The sequence below is a fragment of the Thalassotalea montiporae genome (genome assembly GCF_053485855.1).
Map to the genome: position 1 here is coordinate 239,759 of NZ_JBQRUO010000002.1, position 16,864 is coordinate 256,622.

A 16,864-nucleotide genomic window follows, 5' to 3' on the forward strand; every position below is an offset into this window, starting at 1 on the left:
GTAATGAATGAGTCTCAATTAATGAGTATTGGCTTTGTAGCTAATACTCATTCATCTTTATCTGTTATCGATGCGCTAGGCCAAGAGTGTCCGATAGACGCTATTAGTCCTGATAGCGTGTTTTTATGTTTCAATTTACCTAAGTTAATCCCTTACCTTTACAATGAAGGGATAGAAGTACCAAGTCGAATAATCGACCTAAGAGTTGAATATTGTCTTTTAAAAAATATCGTCTCAGGTAGATGTAAAGCTTCTACTTCTAGTGTTTCGGTATTTGACTATGAACTTAGCGAAATCGCAAAGCTTGAAGGCATAACAAGAGCAACACTAAGCGATGAATTGTGGCTTCACCCATTCATGGCAAATAATTCTGAATACATAAAGAAGGAACAAAAAAAACTAACAATTCGCAATGCTAACTGGCAGATAGAGCTATGGAAAAACATGTCTAACAAAGTAAGTTTGGAACATGCGCTGGCTCGCTCCACCTTCTCAATTAACGCAAGTAAGATCACTTTAAGGGGGATAAAACTAAATAGTGACGCTTTGGATTTACTTAAAAAACAAAACCTAAAAACCTATAAAGATCTTAAAAGTTTTACTAATAGCGATTGTCGAAGTAATTCACCTATTCGTGCATTTGGTACAAGCACAGGCCGTAACTCTAAAAGCAGTACATCGTATCCCCTTTCTATAAAATCCTGTTATCGAACTGTCATTATTCCCGAGCAAGGTAATTGTTTATTGCATCTCGATTATCACCGTCAAGAGATTGGGATAGCTGCTGCTTTAAGCAAAGACAGTGTTCTGTTGGAACTTTATAAAAATGGAGACCCATATAGTTGGTTTGCCCAACAAGTTACCCCTCACATTAGTATCAAGAGTGCCAAAAGACTTTTCATCTCGTTGCAATATGGCTCTGGTGTTACCGAGCAATTGATCCGTAAAACCTCACTTAGTAAGAGCATAGTTACTGAGCTCTATAACATTCATCAAGATTGTTTCAGCCGATATTGGACTTGGACAACAGAAGTTCTAGAAGAAGCTTACTGCAAAAGAAGGCTTGAGATTGACGGCAGCTGGTACGCGCTTGTTAATTCAGACTCGCGACCTTTGAGCATTATTAACTGGCCTATTCAGGCAACAGGCGCACTGCTGCTTAGAAGAGTAGTTAATACTTCTATGGCTATTGGATATGTACCAATTGGACTAAATCATGATGGATTCTTGTATGAGAGTGAACCTAAACAAGCGTTTTCGATGGCAAAAGAGCTAGAAAATATAATGAAAATTGAATCATTTAACTTATTGGGCATAGAGCTAAAAGTATCGACCGATATAGGCTCAAAAAATCAAAATTTATTATCTTTATTGGAGAAGTAGCATGAGTAATGAAGAGAAGAAGACGTTTTTAGAGGCAATTATTGAACTTGTCGAAGAAAACTCAAACTTAGTGGTTGATCAAAATGAGACTCCTCATATTGAAATAGTCAATCAAGGGCAGCAACAGGTCATATCCATGTTTGGACAAGACTTTCAAGACTGGCTTCGCAAGTCATTCTATGATGCCTTCGGTCGTCCATTACGAAGCTATGACATAAAAGATGCGATTGAACATTTAAGCAGTATGGCTAAGTTTAGTGGTCGAAAAGTCGTAACAGCGTTACGTTTGGCATATAGCGATAATAACTGTTACATAGATTTAGGTAATGAAAAGCGAGAAGTGATGAAAATAACTAAGGATGGCTACGTTATAGACAAAGCCCCCGCTGTATATTTCATACAATCCAAAATGGCAGCAGCCTTACCTATTGCGCAAGAAGGGGGAGATTTAACACTCCTACGTGATAAATACTTAAATCTAGGAAGTGAAGAAAGTTGGATTTTAGTAACAGTGTATCTCGTTGCTGCATTTTTTGACTTACCAAGCAAACCTTTCATTTTATTGAATGGTGAACAAGGCTCTTCAAAAAGTACAACTACGCGGCTTATTCGAGAGTTAATCGACCCGTCAAAGGTGAAAGCCCAAACAACACCATCATCTAAAAACGATCTATTACTATCAGCACTAAATAATGCATTAGTATGTATCGATAATGCTTCTAAACTTAGTCCAAAGCTAATGGATATCGCATGTCAGTTATGTACAGGAGCAGGATTTAGTAAGAGACGGTTATACACCGATACAGATTTAGTCTCTTTCGAGATAACTAGGTTATTAATCATCAACGGTATTGATGCTGATATTATTACGGCACCAGATTTATTAAGTCGTTGTATTCAATTAATTCTACCAGCAATAGACAAATCTAAACGAGTAGCAGAAACCCAGCTTTGGAAAGATTTTGCATCGGACAAACCTAAAATACTAGGGGCGTTATATGACTTAGTATCAAAAGTTTTAGCGATACATGAAAGCATTGATCTTAAGGAATCAACAAGACTTACTGATTTTTGTCGAATTGGTGTAGCAGTTGAAACTGTCTTAGGCTGGGAAGCTGGAGCGTTCATGGCAGCGATGAATAACATGCAGTCAGAAGCTTTGGCTGTAGCTCTTGACTATGACTCCACAGCTAGCGCAATTATGAAGATAATGAAAAAGCAATCAAAATGGAAAGGAACAGCAGAACAACTACTTTCCAAGATGAACTTGATTTGCGATCTTGATGTCACCAGAGATGCAAAATGGCCTCGTTCTGCTAGGGCTTTGGGGATAAGGCTAGTTAAAATTACGCCAGCATTGAGAGAGCAAGGTATTTTTATAGAGAAAACTAAGTCGGGCGACAGAATGATTTCTATTACGGCAGCTGATAATGTAAGCTCAAAAATTAAATCACCTTCTCACAAGTTCGAAAAATTTGTCGCTTAAGCTAAAGCGGCAATTTGCCGCTTTATTTCACTTTTGTAGTAACGCTCCCGAAAACCTCATTTTCAGAATTTTATTAATTCAATTGGTTAAAAATAACTTCGACTTTTAATCAACATGAGTAATAAAACATGGATCTAAAAAAATCACCTTACGCAATTAAAGTTGACCAAGATTACTTTCCTAGACATATATTTGTGGTCAATGAAGATCATCTACAAACAGAAGATGGCATAGGAACATTTAATGGTATTCGTCAAAACTGGTTTATTCCGTATAACATTGGCTGCTTCATAGTCGACGAGCAACTATTAGTCATAATTAAGTCGTTCGAAAATAAAAAGTATGAGGAGAAGAGGTTTATTTCGCACGCCACAAAGTGGTGCGAATTACCTGAAGCAATTCTAGACGCTCTTCAATACATAGATACTTACCAAAAACGACATGCTACAAAGCTTAAAAATTTATTACTTGGAGCTGTAGGTGTTGCTCTATATTTCGAGGATTTACATGATGTTGTAGACTGTTGGACTGTAGTTGATTATTTATACATCTTACATACTGAGTGCCCAGAAAAGTTAGAGTTACTAACAAGCATTGTGGGAAGACGTTTTGAAAGGCTGGAAATTGATCAAGGTTCAAAATACAGTAAGTTGATCAACCAAATTAAATGCTACAAATGTTACGTTGACTCTGATTCACCTTTCCCCACGGGAGGAAAGCTTTATAGAAAGTACCTTGATGTATTGCAAGGAGGCAACTAATGACTTCTCGCAGTACTTATATAAATGAAAGATTACACAAATACGCCAAGATGGAATCTAGCGTAGAAGTGATATGGGACTATAACTGGCCGACTTTTCGACTGTACCAAGGGAATAAATGTATAGAGTTAAATTTGCCTGAAATATTTTGTGTATTGAGACACAGAGAAGAATTAAGACAAATACTCAGAGATATAATTAAGGTAAAGAAAACTGTTAAAACTGAGGCCGAAAATGATAACGCCCCGAAAACACTCAACAGACCAAAATTGGCAACTGAGCCAAATTGTCTGTCAGGCGATATTATAGAATTCGATATAGATGAACCAGTTTATCCTCCAGCAAAAAAATAAAGCGGCTCTGAGCCGCTTTTTTTTTGTAAAATCAAACTAATTGAGCAGCTAAAAGAACAACCACCAAACCCCAATAGCAAAAGCAATTAGAACCACTTTAGGTGGCAGCTCAAATAGCGTTCCAATTACAATCACTAGCACTAAGTAAATTATAAAGCTAATCAAGAAAGACAGCATAGACTTTACCCCGCGCAAGTCACAAGTACTAAAAAGACAAAAGCAGCTAATACAGCTGCTTTCGGGTCTTCAAATATCTTATTTAGCACTAGAACAATCACTACCAATATAATGAAATAAATGAGCGAACTCATAACTAGGATGCTTCCTGTTGCTCTGAATAACTTGCCAATGCTCCTGCGATATAAACACCGTAAGCATACGCAAATACTCCAGCAACCTTACTCAATGTAAACTCCCAAGTCCCATCAACTAAGAACCACACAAATAAGGCAAGTAATATAAGTGAAGGAACTCCAACTAAAAGCATTGTAGCCTTGTTTAATAGCTGTGATTTGGCACCAAGCAGAACCGCTAGCACTGATAAAGCAAAGCCAACGCCTAATACGCTAGAAAATACAGCTCTACCTGGGTGGAAATCGTCACCACCCCAAGCCAGCCAAAATATATAGATTGATAATAGTGCTGAGATTACAGCTAAGATGAGCTTATTCTTCGATGATTCCATGACTATTCCTTCTTATTGATCTTTCAATAGTTAATTCAAGTGTAACTAGGCAGCTCGACAGGTCGTGTCGCGCCGAATCAGTTGGTTTAAATAAAATGCGTGGTGTTTTGGCTGCGCGGAGAGCTAAGCCAAGAGCTAAAAGCCCTATGTCAAAAGGCTTAGCGTGATAAAGCTAGATTGGTAAAAATTTTCACATGGACGTCACCTCTTTTCGCAGGTCCCCCATAGAATTATGTGGATGACTGAACATGACACTCTGGCTAAAAGGTTAGGATTGATACTTACTCGATTAAATTCTGGTGAGCGCTTAACTTTGTCCGTTCTAGCACAAGAGTTTAATGTGACTGAAAGAACACTGCAGCGAGATTTCAATGAGCGACTATGCTATCTGCCAATTGAACGAGACGGCTCGACTTATTCTCTAAATCCAGTGTACTTAGGCAGAAATAGGAAAGCAGACCTTAAGCCAGTTTTAGAACAACTAGGCTTAGCTTCAATGTTCCCATCTTTCGATGTTTTGTCATTTAACAGGCCTACAAACAAGCAACCACCATTCTTGTTTCGAGATATTGAAGTTGAAGATATATCCGAATACACCGAGTCCTTCAAACAACTTACGTTGGCCATCCAAAATCATCATTTGATCGACTTTGAATACAAGCAACAGACTTATCTTTTTTCTCAACCTTATAAGCTCGTGAATGACCGTGGAGTTTGGTATTTATCTGCATTACATAATGGAACTTTGAAATCATTTAAAGTTACTAGGATAAGTAAGGTAAACATATCTCCTGAAAAGTTCGAATATGACATTTCTGTAGAGCAGCAGATTCGACAACAGGCCATGTTATGGTTGACAGAAACACCAATAGAAGTCGTAGTAAAAATTGATGCTGCGATAGCTAGCCACTTTACCGCTAGCAACCTGCTGCCAGAGCAAAACATCATCAAAGGGCTTGATGACGGCTGCCTACTAGCCACTGCATTGATAACAGACAAAAATCAAATACTGCCAGTACTAAAATACTGGCTACCTGATATCGAAATCTTATCACCGAAAGAACTAAAACAAGCTTTATTAACAGAGTTACAGTTTTCCATAGACAAAATGAGTAAATAGCTGCGGAGAACAATAGATTGAACATGTTCAAACTAAGGAATTCTTATGTCTCAATCTATATTAATGGCGCTAAATATTGCACCTGAATCAGTAGGCCAAACAATAACATCAGTACATGGCTTCATCAGTATTTATGACTTTGACGGTAATCTACTTGGTCGTGCTTTCCCTGATGAAACAGAGTCTCTTAATCAACTCAAACTGAATCTATCAATCGAGCTTAGAGCCAGCGAGTTAGATCCAAGAATCTTTATTGATACCGAAAATGATGACCTGATCCGTTGCTGCATTATAGGCAAGGTAGAGCACGTAGTTAACTTCGGGGTCGCTATTTACAACAAGCAAGACAAGCTTATTCATTTCTTCCATGAACCAATCAATCACGCCTGTGAAGACATAGTTCAACAAATAGAAAACTACCCAACTCTACCTAAAGAAGAATGGAATCAAAGTCCAATGATTGATGATCCAGATGAATTCATATCACCAATAGACTGGGATCTTAGCTGGTTCTATGGGTATAGGAGCTAACTACTATGGTATTAGTCTTATGAAAGATTTATCCTTGTCGAGTTTTACCTGTGTAATCAATATAAGAGGGAAGATTCATCTATGGATAGTAAGGTTATTGCTGCGCTAATAGGCTTAGCTGGTATTTCTTTAGGCGCTTTTTTGGGAGGCATCGGATACTACCTAAAAACGCGTGCAGAAAGAACGAAAGTTAAAAAGCTAGTTCTTTATCATCTATTAGAAATCCGCCACTTTATAAAAGTATCAGCTACTAACCCTAATGCGATAGCCCAAGAGTATTTTAAACTTTGTAATAAGTACTTTAAGTCTAAAGGCTTTTCTGATGAAAACGAGATTCCAAAAGAAATAGTAAAACTTATATCAGGGCATTTACAAAACCTCTTCATTGCTCAAAAACCTAAGATTACTAAAGAATTTATTGAATTGTATGAAAATTCATTAGTCGAGTTGTGCAAAGATGAGCCTGTTTTAGCATATATGTTAAAAGGTAAGGAGAATATAAGTCACTTGCTAGAAGCTCAGAGTTTGTATATTGAAAATTTTTCAGAAATAGAAATGTTTTCTTCAACAGCTGAATTGAAAGCTTTCTTTTCAAAAGAAATCGATGATGCAAACTTCTCAGCAATATCATCATTAATAGAAGATTTAGATAATGAGATTACAACTGTCGCTAAAAAGTGTGGAATCATCACTCGATTAGAATGCCGTAAGGTTATTCGCAACGGGATTAGCCAAGAAGTTTCTCTTGATGAGAAAGAGCTTACAGCGGCATTTGATAAGCTTTTTCAAAATGCTTTGGATGCCGCAGCTAAAAAGTGATCGGAAGAGGCTTGATAATTTTCAACTTGGACGCAGCGGATCTGGAATCCGTTACGTCTAGCAAAGATTTGAAATTTAGAAGCCTTACCACCAAAGGCTTTGCAAAGACCTAGGTGATTATGACCAGAAGAGTTAACAACTCTTCTGGTCTTTTCCCGTTACTTTTGGCTTAGCTAAACGCTATTTCAACCGTGAACACATCCATTTCAACATAATCAATGAAGTTGGTTAGAAAAAGCTCGACTAGTTCATCTGCATTCGCTTTGGTCAACAAGCCCAAATGCAAATGAGTTACTTCAGCTGATTGAAAACATACATCAATTTCTTTCACTAACTCAGGGTATCCAGTACCTTGATAGCTAAAATCAGTGATGTAATCAAAATGCCATAACGCTTTTTGCTTAATCAGTCTTATCTCGACAGGGTGAAAACCACCGTTTTCAGGACTGTAATTAACATCTCTGAAATTAAAGATAATGCTAGTAGCTGATTGATTAGCGTTAGCCCATTTAACCAGTTCAATGTTTAATACTGAGAAAAGTTTTTCAGGCACAGCAAAGCACTGGCTTTGGTCAAAAGTCAGTTTCATTATGATTTCCTTTTTTAAGTTGCTAGAGAACCCTAGCGCTGAGATACCAGTATGAACTGGCGCTATTTACTTACTGTTGGCGAGCTTGAGTAATGCCTCTCTTCTGCTCTTAAAATTTTTATTAAGCACATGAAGGAAGATAGAGTTTTCGGTTGAATCTGTCAGTGCCATGGCATTACAGCGCAAAACCGCAGCAATGAAAGAAACGTTATTTGCGCTCTTACCTTCAAATACTGGCTTAAAGACACCAGATTTGAACGGTTTATCTTCCTCTTGCTGATCTAATATCTCTAAAATGGTGGATAATTTCACCCATTCCTTCGAGTGCAAACCGCCACCATCATTACCTTTCAGTCGAAGTTCAAGTTCGTTAGTTTCCAAGTGCTTACCCAGCTCAAAGTAAATAAATCCTGGTTGCTTAGGACTGAGCTTACTTGCCTTGTCATCGATGAGTATTTGATGGGTTTCTGGTAATTGCTCAGTATTAGTGTTTTTACTATGTTCCTTTTGATCTTTTGTCGTTTTACGAGCCATGTTCGGCCTCCTATAGTTGGTTGAAAATATCGTTAGCTTGGTCTTTGTGATATGGTTGGATATGGCTAGTTACAGCACCAATTGCAGTGCTAATACATAACAAGTCATCGCTATAGCCCAGTGCAGGAAGTGCATCAGGGATAGAATCAGTTGGAAAGATTAAATAAGCGATAGCAGTGATACAGACCGCTTTGACCCACTTAGGTGTATCACCATCGAGAATTAAGCTGTAAAGCAAAAGTGCGCTTTCTGTAAGTTGCTTAATACCTTTAATCTGTTTGAGCTTTTGCCATGTTTTAGTATGACTGAAAGGACTTTGCTTTTTCCTAGCCATCCATCACCTCGGTCATATCAAGGCTGGATGGCAATACTAAATAACACCCTGTGCCTTCATCATTGATAATCGCAAGTAGCAAGCGATAACCATTCGGTAACGCTTCTTCGAACTCAGGATAGTTAAGACAAAATGAAATCGATTGACGGATAGAGCCGCTAATCTCTGCCAAATTTGTATTTTCGTATAGCACTATGATGGTACTAGGGCATTCTTGCCAGAACGCTTGTGCTTCCGATGCACAAGCAAATGGCTCTACTAGAAAATTGATTAACTCTGATGCGACTTCTTCGGGTAAACCTACTTCGTCAACATTAGGCCAATGGTTAATGATTTGCATGATTACATACTCCAGAAATGAAAAAGCCAGAACCCGTTAAGGTTCTGGCTATTAATGTCGTATTAGTGATATGTGTTTATGTTGCAGGTTGTTACGTGTTAGACGTGAGTAACCCATCCAAGCTGTTCATGGTATCGCGCTGCTTATCTGGTGATATCTTGCTGTAACGCATTGTTGAACTTAAATCCTTATGATTCAACAACACTTGTACAGTGCGAATATCTGCGCCTGTTTCTCTGCTATGACTTAGCATATTGCTCGCAAATGAGTGTCTCGCGGTATGAAATACCACTTCTTCTGGCTTATGTATTCCCGCCCGTTTCTTGATAGTCTCAAATGCATAACGTCCTTCACAAATAGGCTTGTTCGCCTTTGTACCTGCAAATATATAAGCATTACCACTTACGCGAGGTAAGGCACAGATGATCTCAAGCATCATATCGGTAAGATACACAACATGAGGTGTGCCGTTCTTCGTTTTGCCTATGGTCAGTGTTCGCTCTGCTAGATTCAGATCTTCCCACTTCCTTAACCGCATTTCAGAAGCTCTACAGCCAGTTAGAAACAACATGGCAATGTAGGCTCCAATCGTGAATTGATGATAACGCCTTGCTTCCTTAATAATGGCCTGTACTTCTTCAATAGAACAGTAACGAGTACGAGCATTATTTTCAGGCAACATTGACACCTTTTTAGCAACATTAGGAGTATCTAGCAGCTTTTCAGCTAATGAACCTATTGTTTTGACCAAGGCTAATACACGATTACAGGTCGCTGGTGCATAGTTGCCGCGCTTTGATTTCGTCGCCATCATTTCGTTTTGCACATTCTGAACATGACTTGCTTTTAGCTCGTCATAACGAATATTCCAGATAGGTTTACAATGATGTTCAAAGCGAGATACATCATCGTCCCAAGATTTCTTTCGTTGTTTGGCTACAGGTAAGTAAGTGTTCCAGAAAAACTCTGAAACGGTAGGCATTTTGTTGGTAGAGCTTTTAGCATCTTGCGGGTTAACACCTTCTGCCAGCTGCAATTTGTACTTACTAGCGATACGACGAGCAGCACCAACATCGACTTCGGGAAATCGCCCCAGTGCGATACTACACTTACGACTTTGAAAGGTGTATCTAAGTAAGAATCGCTTGCTGCCATTCTTACCAGATAGGCATTTAAGACCAACAATTTCAGTATCTGATACTTCTAGATCAGTCCCTTTCGCATCTTTAGGATTAGCGGGTAAGGCCTTGATACTGGCATTGGTAAATTTGAATTTTTTCTTCATATAAAACCTCGGTTGATTGGTTATAACCAAGGTTTTGATATGTGTTTAAAAGTTATGGTGATACTTTACCGATTGCTTAAAGTTCAAGGCTAGTAGTCTTCAAGCCAAGATACAAGTTGATTTCGATCCGCTAATGATAAGTCAAGGTTTGTAGTGGTTTCATTTTCAACAAAATCAATGGCTCCTGATGTAAAAGAGGATGTTGTTACTACTATCCCTACATTTCCGCCACTTCTAGAGTTAACGACGCCATATAATGACCTGATAACATCTACACCTACCTTATTGCTCTCAGCATAATGTTTACATTCAATAATGTATTTTGTTTTTATCCCAAGCTTATCTCTATGTAATGCGATTACATCTTTCCCACCATCTCTAGTCCTCTTCGTAAGTTCAACTTCGAAGCCTTTTGCTCTAAAAATCTCCGCAGTTACCTCTTCAAATTCACGAGGTTCTAACTCTGACAGTAAGTTACTATCTGCTTTCAACGCAGCAATCAATTCAGGAATGGTATTGTAAAGTTCAAACAAGTCCCTCGCTGAAAAGATCTCCCTAATATACTCTACGTCAGGCTCATTTAAGGGTTGTGCGCCGCAAGACTTATCAATAATGAAATTAATAACATTAACGGGATACTCTGATACCTCAAAAGCCAATTCGATCTCGTTTGAGCAACAAGAACATTCAGAATTATATGAAAGCTCATGTACACTCTCTTCACCCATTTGACGCTCACTACCGCCAATACATTCTCTGTAAAAGTACTCTAAAGGGACTGTATCCGTAGACGAACACCTATTACAGATAAACTCAATTTCACCCTTAAATTGCCACATTCAAAAATGCCCCCACTTCCATAGTTTTGATCATTTATACAAACGATGTTTCTTCCCTAGTTTGTTGATATGTTTCAAATAGAGCGATGAACACTTTATCTAGCAGTATTAAAATAGCGAAATAAATGAAATAGTTATTATATTTATAATCAGCTTCTACCAACGCTTTCAGTGTTGGTAGATTTTGTTGGTAAGAAAGAGTGTTATGCGCAATTCTATTGCGCTGGATATACAAATGCCCTTCATAAATTTCAGCTAAATCTTTCTTACTTTTAACAGGATCATTTCTAGATAAATGATTTCGGCTAGTAAACAAAGCATGTTTGTCTGATGCAACATGGTTTGATGAAAAATCCTGCCAAATATCCACAAATTCATTGAAACTTTTCTGCGCCCAAATTAAAAGGTTAGTTCCTTTAAAAGTACCTTCAATAATCTGCATAGTATCTGGAATTAACCTGTCAGTATTAACCATATTTGCCAAAGATAAAGATGATTGATTTTTTTCTATAGACTTTATCAAGTCCATATAAATCGTTTTTTTATCTTTATATGCCGAGCACTCACCTAAAGGCTGACGAGAAAAACGATCGTACCTATACTCATAGTCATGTGTTGCTAGTTCCCAACATATACACTTCATTTTCTGCTCTTGAGCGCCAGTCATTTTCAAGAAAACCGATTGCATCACATAGTCACACAGCGGAAAGGTTTCAATACCAATGCCGATACCTGAGCTAGCAGATACGACATCTTTCAATATTTCGGAGCAAGGTGATAATATAAATCTAGCGTGATTCACGGTTTAAGTACCTGCCATAAATTCTAATAGAGTCACTCAATCGGGCCCGAAGATGTGTCAAATTGTTTGGGCTTTTCTGATGGTTTTGGTCACCCTTGTAGAGTGCAATTTTATCGGCTAATTTAGTTTTAAGTTCCTCCTTCTTAGTTAAATCAATTTTCTTTTTCTTAAATAAGATTTGATAGATCAACCCGAAGAGATATGTATCAATTTCAATAATAGAACTATAATTTTTAAATATTTCTAAATCACTCAACGTACTCTCTAGCAACTCCATTTCACCTTGGTATTGCTTATCAGGGAATACACTTTGGAAATTACAAAAAGAGCTCGAAGTATCTTCACTTATCACCGAATATATGTACTCTTCATAAAGTTTTTCCATCTTCGGTTTATAACCTCGTGCAACCTTCCTCTCATCTGAGTTCACATGATATTGAGACAGAAGCGACAAATACCTGACAAAGTCAGCTTTGCTCTCACTGCTAAGAAGTTTTATTACAACACGATCACAAAAAGTTGGATTGAATAACCCTTCCAAATCATGATCTAAAAAGTACAGAGAAGCTCTACTTTCTTGAGGTAGCAACGGTTCTCCTTGGATATTGATGTTGCGAAAAACCGAAGAGTAATATTTTTGCTGTTCTCTTTCGTTATCAGTATGAGGAACTAAATAGGAGAAGCCTAAAAAATTAGTATCTAGAAAGTTTTCATCTATTTCCAAATTTATAGACTTATAATTTCGCGGACGTATAGCACTGAGAATAGAGTCCTTACTATTGCCCTTTTTAGTCAAGCTCCCAATGTTCCATTTAAGAACATTATCTAATTGGCTATCATCTTCACCCCTAGACTCTACTTCGTCGTTATCATTGATAAACGATGCAATTTCTTTTCTATAATTTTCGGGGTCTGGAAAGAGACCTAAATGAGCAAGTACAATACTTGTTATTCTTTGTTGACCATCGAGAATAAGGTTTCTGTTCCCGTCTTCCATTTTGAACGCTCCAATAGTTATTGGAGGCACAAATTGCTTATTTTTAATTGTTTCAATTAAAGTCGCTACTTTCTTTTCATCCCACACAAAATAACGCTGATAATCAGGTAAAGTTAAGTTCTTCTTTAATATCAGCTCTATCCAGTGACGCAGAGAGTACTCACCATAATAAACTCTGTTTTCCATTAATTAATTCATCCTTTTTTGCTCAGGCTAAAACTACAAGTCCCCAAAATATACAATAAGCTTTACATACTGAATTTTCTACTATTTTCAAATGTTAATAATCAGGGGGGTCACGTTTAAGGTTTAACTACTGAACAAGAAGTAGACAGTAAAAAAGGTTCCATGTTTTTCTAATGATTGGAATGACAGGGGAGTTTATAGAGCAACATAGTCACCTGTTAATGTGAAGAGTAATAAATAGCTTTCCGTAGTGACAAATATTAATAGTTTTCACCACGCACAGAATGCGCACAGACGAAAGACCAGATATGGAACGGGGAGTGTTAACTTTAGGCAGGATATAGGGCTATGGACGTAGCTGCGAAGAGACTTTTTATAACGGAGGAAATATATAAAAAGGCAAATTTAAGACACAAAAAAACCGACATTACGTCGGCTTACAACCTTGAAAAACTCTTTGTTTTTCAAGGGAATGGTACCAGTGGGCGGACTCGAACCGCCACGCATTGCTGCGGGGGATTTTGAATCCCCTATGTCTACCAATTCCATCACACTGGCACAATATAAACTGTGTTTTCTCAAGATTTTTGCTGTCCATGCAAAGGATTTTGAATCCGTCGTGTCTACCAATTCCACCACTCCGGCAACACGTGTCGTTTCGTTAACTAACGAAAGTGCTTGGCATTATACGAAAAGATCTTGATGAATCAATCCTTTTTATCAGTAATCAAGGCTAAGTGGCGATTAATTATGCGAATGGTATATAAATCCTGTTTTACTCAAGCTGCGAGACAAGCACGCTACCTTCCCCACGTAACTTAAGCTTGGGTTTGTGAAGTAGAGCGCTGTATACTAGCGCCTCAATGTAATCCGAATTTACCAAGCTCACTTTCCTATGGCTAAACAAGAAACGGCTAAACAAGAAGATACCACTTTTGTCCGTTATACCGAATTTCCTCGCGCTGGCTTTTTCCGTCGTTTTGGCTCTTGGGTTTATGATGCATTGATCGCCATTGCGGTTTATATGGTCGCGGGTGCCATAGGCTTTGGACTTTTCGCCTTGGCTGCTAATATCGGCTTAGTGGACACAGCAGGATTTGATCATCTAATTGATGTTAAAGAGAGCGCTATCATTTACCGAATATTAGTTGATGGCTGGGGCATTGGCTGGGTCGCCTTTTTCTTCATTTATTTTTGGGCACGTAACGGCCAGACTATCGGTATGAAAGCATGGCGACTACGGGTACAGAATTTAGACGGCAGTGTTATCGATAAAAAAACAGGGGTAAAACGCTTGTTACCAACACTTTTAGGGTTAGGGAATTTCTTAGTACTGTTTGATAGAAAGAATAAGCAAAGCCTGCAAGATAAACTAACCAATACCGAAGTTGTTGTTTTATCACTTGCTGCCAATGAGCCAAGACGTTAACCCAAAACTGAAAAAAAGAGTGTGAAGAATAAAAACAAAAAGAGCAGCTAAATAGCTGCTCTTTTTGTTTATCGGTTTGTTTATCGGTTTGTTTATCGGTTTGTTTGTCGATTTTGCTTTATGCTTACTTTATGCCTTTCGCTTCATCAAAAACAGCGCGACACTGACAAACAAGATGCTCGGCATAACTGCCCCAATAATTGGCGGCAACTGATATACCAAGCTTAAACTACCAAACACTTGGTTGGTGATGTGAAACAACAAGCCAGTCAATACGCCCATCATGATGCGCGCGCCCATCGACACTGAGCGCAGTGGCCCAAAGATAAACGACAAAGCAACCAAGAGCATGACCGCAACAGTTAATGGCTGAACCAATTTTCGCCAAAATGCTAACAAGTAACGACTTTGATCTTGCTCGTTTTGTGAAAGATATTCTAAATAGCTAACCAAGCCTTGTACTGACAGCGACTCTGGCTTAACGGTTACCACACCAAGCTTTTCCGGCGTTAAGCTGGACTTCCACGCCAACGTTTCAAACGTTTCTTCAACTACCGCGCGATCAGTGACTTTCGTGTCTTTAACATTGCTAAGTTGCCAAGCACCGTCTAAAAAAGTTGCTGAATCTGCCGATAGCCAGCTTTCTAGTTTTAATGACTCATCAAAGCGATAGACTTGCACCTTGTTTAGTGTGCCTTGATCTTCAACTTCGGTGATATGAACAAAGTAATCGCCATCTTTCGCCCAAACACCATTCTTCGCGGAAATTAGGCTACCACCCGAGATGGCTTGTGCTCTAAGTTCTCGTGCCGACGCTTCGCCAGCTGGCGCTAACCACTCACCTACTGCCATTGACACTAAAATTAATAGCACTGCCGTTTTCATTGCCGATTTGACAATAGTAAGTTTTGACAAGCCAGCAGCTTGCATTACCACCAGCTCACTGTTGCTGGCCAGCATACCAATACCAATCAAGCCACCAATCAGCGCTGCCATCGGGAAGAAAATCTCGATATCACGTGGTACCGCATACAATACATAAAGCGCAGCATGTGCTAGCTCGTAGTTACCGCGACCAACATCGCCCATTTGCTCAACAAACTTGATAATGCCACTTACACTGACAAACACCATAAGCGTAATAAAAGTGGTTGAAGCAATAACACGGCCGATATAAGCATCTAAAATACGCATTATTGCTGCCTCCGATCTGGCCCACGAGCAACTTGAGTGCGGTTACCGCCGTTCTTAGCACGCTTTGGCAATTTAGCTTTGATGCGCAATCCACTAGCGCGACTTTTCATTAATAAACTTGCACCAAGCACTAACGCTATCAGGTGCACAGGCCAGAGCCCGACATAATAAGGTAATGCATTGCCTTCAACACCAGAGCGCATGGCTGTCAATAACAAGAAGTAGGCAAGGAATAAAAGCAGTGCAGGTAACAACTTAGCGAACTTGCCTTGTCTTGGGTTGACCACAGACAACGGCACTGCCACTAAGGTTAAAATAATACAAGCAAGTGGAAAGGCTAAACGCCACTGTATCGCGGCTTGTGCATCTTGCGAGTCATCTAACAGTAAATCTTCGGTGGCAATTGCACTGATTTTTCGACGTTTATGCTCAACTTTTTGATCTTGAATTTGAATGTAGTATTTGTCAAAAGCGACGGCGCGAAACTCGCCTGAATTAATGTCGCTTTGATAACGTGTACCATCTTCTAGCACCAAACGCTGTGAGCCTGATTCTTCTTCAACAACACGTCCCTTGTCTGCGTAAACTAGGCTGGAATTAATCACGCTTTCAACGCCACCCGCTTCACTCGGTAGTTGCGCTACAAATACTTTGTTGAGCGACCTGTCGGCTCTGTCTTTATCGTGGATAAAAACCACCGCTTTATCATTACCCGTTTTTTGAAAACGCCCCGCGACCATCGCACTGATGCCGGAATCTGCCGCCAGCCTTTCTTTTACTTGATATTCATATTCTGCCGCCATGGGCGCGAGATACAGTGTAAATATGCCGGTAAATATCGCGGTAATTAAACTGAGTACGAGTGTGACTCGCACCACATACCATTCGCTGACCCCGCATGCGTGCAGTACCGTCATTTCACTGTCAGCATAGATGCGACCATAAGCGAGCAAAACGCCGAGGAATAAGCTCAGTGGCAATAACATACCCGCTAAATCAGGCATTTTCAGGCCAATAAACACCATCACCAGATGACCGGGAATCCCCCCTTCAGAGGCGTCATCAAGCACACGAACAAACTTCTGACTTATAAAAATGGTCATCAACACAAAGAAAACAGCAAGCTGCGCTTTAGCCACTTCCTTTAATAGATAACGAAATACAATCACTTAAACCTCAAATCGATAACCATGATTA

General features: G+C 39.1%; 19 protein-coding genes and 1 tRNA gene. 8 read left to right on the forward strand and 12 right to left on the reverse strand.

The genetic code is table 11. The annotated features are described in order from the left end of the window. The first annotated feature begins 3 nt into the window (after positions 1-3). The 4 genes from ACSLUR_RS07640 (at position 4) to ACSLUR_RS07655 (ending at position 3,983) form a co-directional block, all read left to right on the forward strand. Positions 4-1,383 (forward strand): DNA polymerase, encoded by a 1,380-nt coding sequence (locus tag ACSLUR_RS07640; RefSeq protein ID WP_448553318.1) that lies wholly within the window; start codon positions 4-6, stop codon positions 1,381-1,383. 1 nt (position 1,384) lies between these two features. Beyond that, entirely contained in the window at positions 1,385-2,869 is a 1,485-nt protein-coding gene (locus ACSLUR_RS07645; RefSeq protein ID WP_448553320.1) for an AICE element replication initiation protein, read from the forward strand. Between the two features lie 128 nt (positions 2,870-2,997). Next, positions 2,998-3,630 (forward strand): hypothetical protein, encoded by a 633-nt coding sequence (locus ACSLUR_RS07650; RefSeq protein ID WP_448553322.1) that lies wholly within the window; start codon positions 2,998-3,000, stop codon positions 3,628-3,630. Next, the gene (locus tag ACSLUR_RS07655; RefSeq protein ID WP_448553323.1) at positions 3,630-3,983 is read left to right on the forward strand and encodes a hypothetical protein; all 354 of its coding nucleotides are present in this window, start codon (positions 3,630-3,632) and stop codon (positions 3,981-3,983) included. Before ACSLUR_RS07650 ends, ACSLUR_RS07655 begins: the two co-directional genes overlap by 1 nt. A gap of 313 nt (positions 3,984-4,296) precedes the next feature. On the opposite strand, the gene ACSLUR_RS07660 is transcribed toward ACSLUR_RS07655, so the two are convergent. Then, positions 4,297-4,668 (reverse strand): hypothetical protein, encoded by a 372-nt coding sequence (locus ACSLUR_RS07660; RefSeq protein ID WP_448553325.1) that lies wholly within the window; start codon positions 4,666-4,668, stop codon positions 4,297-4,299. 238 nt (positions 4,669-4,906) lie between these two features. Here ACSLUR_RS07660 and ACSLUR_RS07665 point away from each other — a divergent pair, with 238 nt between their 5' ends. From ACSLUR_RS07665 to ACSLUR_RS07675, 3 genes are all read left to right on the forward strand, one after another. Further along, positions 4,907-5,788: a helix-turn-helix transcriptional regulator gene (locus ACSLUR_RS07665; protein ID WP_448553327.1), complete on the forward strand. Its 882-nt coding sequence runs from the start codon at positions 4,907-4,909 to the stop codon at positions 5,786-5,788. Positions 5,789-5,833: 45 nt separating this feature from the next. After that, on the forward strand, positions 5,834-6,319 hold the full coding sequence (locus tag ACSLUR_RS07670) for a hypothetical protein (protein ID WP_448553329.1): 486 nt from the start codon (positions 5,834-5,836) through the stop codon (positions 6,317-6,319). Positions 6,320-6,400: 81 nt separating this feature from the next. Next, on the forward strand, positions 6,401-7,138 hold the full coding sequence (locus ACSLUR_RS07675; RefSeq protein ID WP_448553331.1) for a hypothetical protein: 738 nt from the start codon (positions 6,401-6,403) through the stop codon (positions 7,136-7,138). Positions 7,139-7,307: 169 nt separating this feature from the next. Here the strand turns inward: ACSLUR_RS07675 and ACSLUR_RS07680 are convergent, their stop codons facing one another. The 9 genes from ACSLUR_RS07680 to ACSLUR_RS07720 form a co-directional block, all read right to left on the reverse strand. Beyond that, complete coding sequence (locus ACSLUR_RS07680) at positions 7,308-7,727, reverse strand: DUF2787 family protein (RefSeq protein ID WP_448553333.1); 420 nt, start codon at positions 7,725-7,727, stop codon at positions 7,308-7,310. 66 nt (positions 7,728-7,793) lie between these two features. Beyond that, positions 7,794-8,261, reverse strand: coding sequence for a hypothetical protein (locus tag ACSLUR_RS07685; RefSeq protein ID WP_448553335.1), 468 nt, complete (start codon positions 8,259-8,261; stop codon positions 7,794-7,796). 10 nt (positions 8,262-8,271) lie between these two features. Next, positions 8,272-8,595 (reverse strand): YkvA family protein, encoded by a 324-nt coding sequence (locus tag ACSLUR_RS07690; protein ID WP_448553337.1) that lies wholly within the window; start codon positions 8,593-8,595, stop codon positions 8,272-8,274. Continuing rightward, entirely contained in the window at positions 8,588-8,935 is a 348-nt protein-coding gene (locus ACSLUR_RS07695) for a hypothetical protein (protein WP_448553339.1), read from the reverse strand. Before ACSLUR_RS07695 ends, ACSLUR_RS07690 begins: the two co-directional genes overlap by 8 nt. A gap of 91 nt (positions 8,936-9,026) precedes the next feature. Beyond that, on the reverse strand, positions 9,027-10,220 hold the full coding sequence (locus tag ACSLUR_RS07700; RefSeq protein WP_448553341.1) for a site-specific integrase: 1,194 nt from the start codon (positions 10,218-10,220) through the stop codon (positions 9,027-9,029). 89 nt (positions 10,221-10,309) lie between these two features. Beyond that, positions 10,310-11,059 carry a restriction endonuclease gene (locus ACSLUR_RS07705; RefSeq protein WP_448553343.1) on the reverse strand — a complete coding sequence of 250 codons (750 nt, stop codon included), beginning with the start codon at positions 11,057-11,059 and terminating at the stop codon, positions 10,310-10,312. Between the two features lie 34 nt (positions 11,060-11,093). After that, positions 11,094-11,861: a hypothetical protein gene (locus ACSLUR_RS07710; RefSeq protein WP_448553345.1), complete on the reverse strand. Its 768-nt coding sequence runs from the start codon at positions 11,859-11,861 to the stop codon at positions 11,094-11,096. Further along, positions 11,848-13,044: a GmrSD restriction endonuclease domain-containing protein gene (locus ACSLUR_RS07715; RefSeq protein WP_448553347.1), complete on the reverse strand. Its 1,197-nt coding sequence runs from the start codon at positions 13,042-13,044 to the stop codon at positions 11,848-11,850. Before ACSLUR_RS07715 ends, ACSLUR_RS07710 begins: the two co-directional genes overlap by 14 nt. 473 nt (positions 13,045-13,517) lie before the next feature. Further along, a tRNA-Leu gene (locus ACSLUR_RS07720) sits at positions 13,518-13,602 on the reverse strand. A gap of 337 nt (positions 13,603-13,939) precedes the next feature. Between ACSLUR_RS07720 and ACSLUR_RS07725 the strand changes: the two genes are divergently transcribed. Beyond that, positions 13,940-14,473, forward strand: coding sequence for an RDD family protein (locus ACSLUR_RS07725; RefSeq protein WP_448553349.1), 534 nt, complete (start codon positions 13,940-13,942; stop codon positions 14,471-14,473). Between the two features lie 129 nt (positions 14,474-14,602). On the opposite strand, the gene lptG is transcribed toward ACSLUR_RS07725, so the two are convergent. Together lptG and lptF are read right to left on the reverse strand one after the other, a co-directional pair. Continuing rightward, a complete protein-coding gene (gene lptG / locus ACSLUR_RS07730) occupies positions 14,603-15,667 on the reverse strand; it encodes an LPS export ABC transporter permease LptG (RefSeq protein ID WP_448553351.1) in 1,065 nt (354 codons plus the stop codon). Continuing rightward, positions 15,667-16,836: an LPS export ABC transporter permease LptF gene (gene lptF / locus ACSLUR_RS07735; protein ID WP_448553353.1), complete on the reverse strand. Its 1,170-nt coding sequence runs from the start codon at positions 16,834-16,836 to the stop codon at positions 15,667-15,669. The genes lptG and lptF overlap by 1 nt, the downstream gene beginning before the upstream one ends. Between the last annotated feature and the right edge of the window lie 28 nt (positions 16,837-16,864).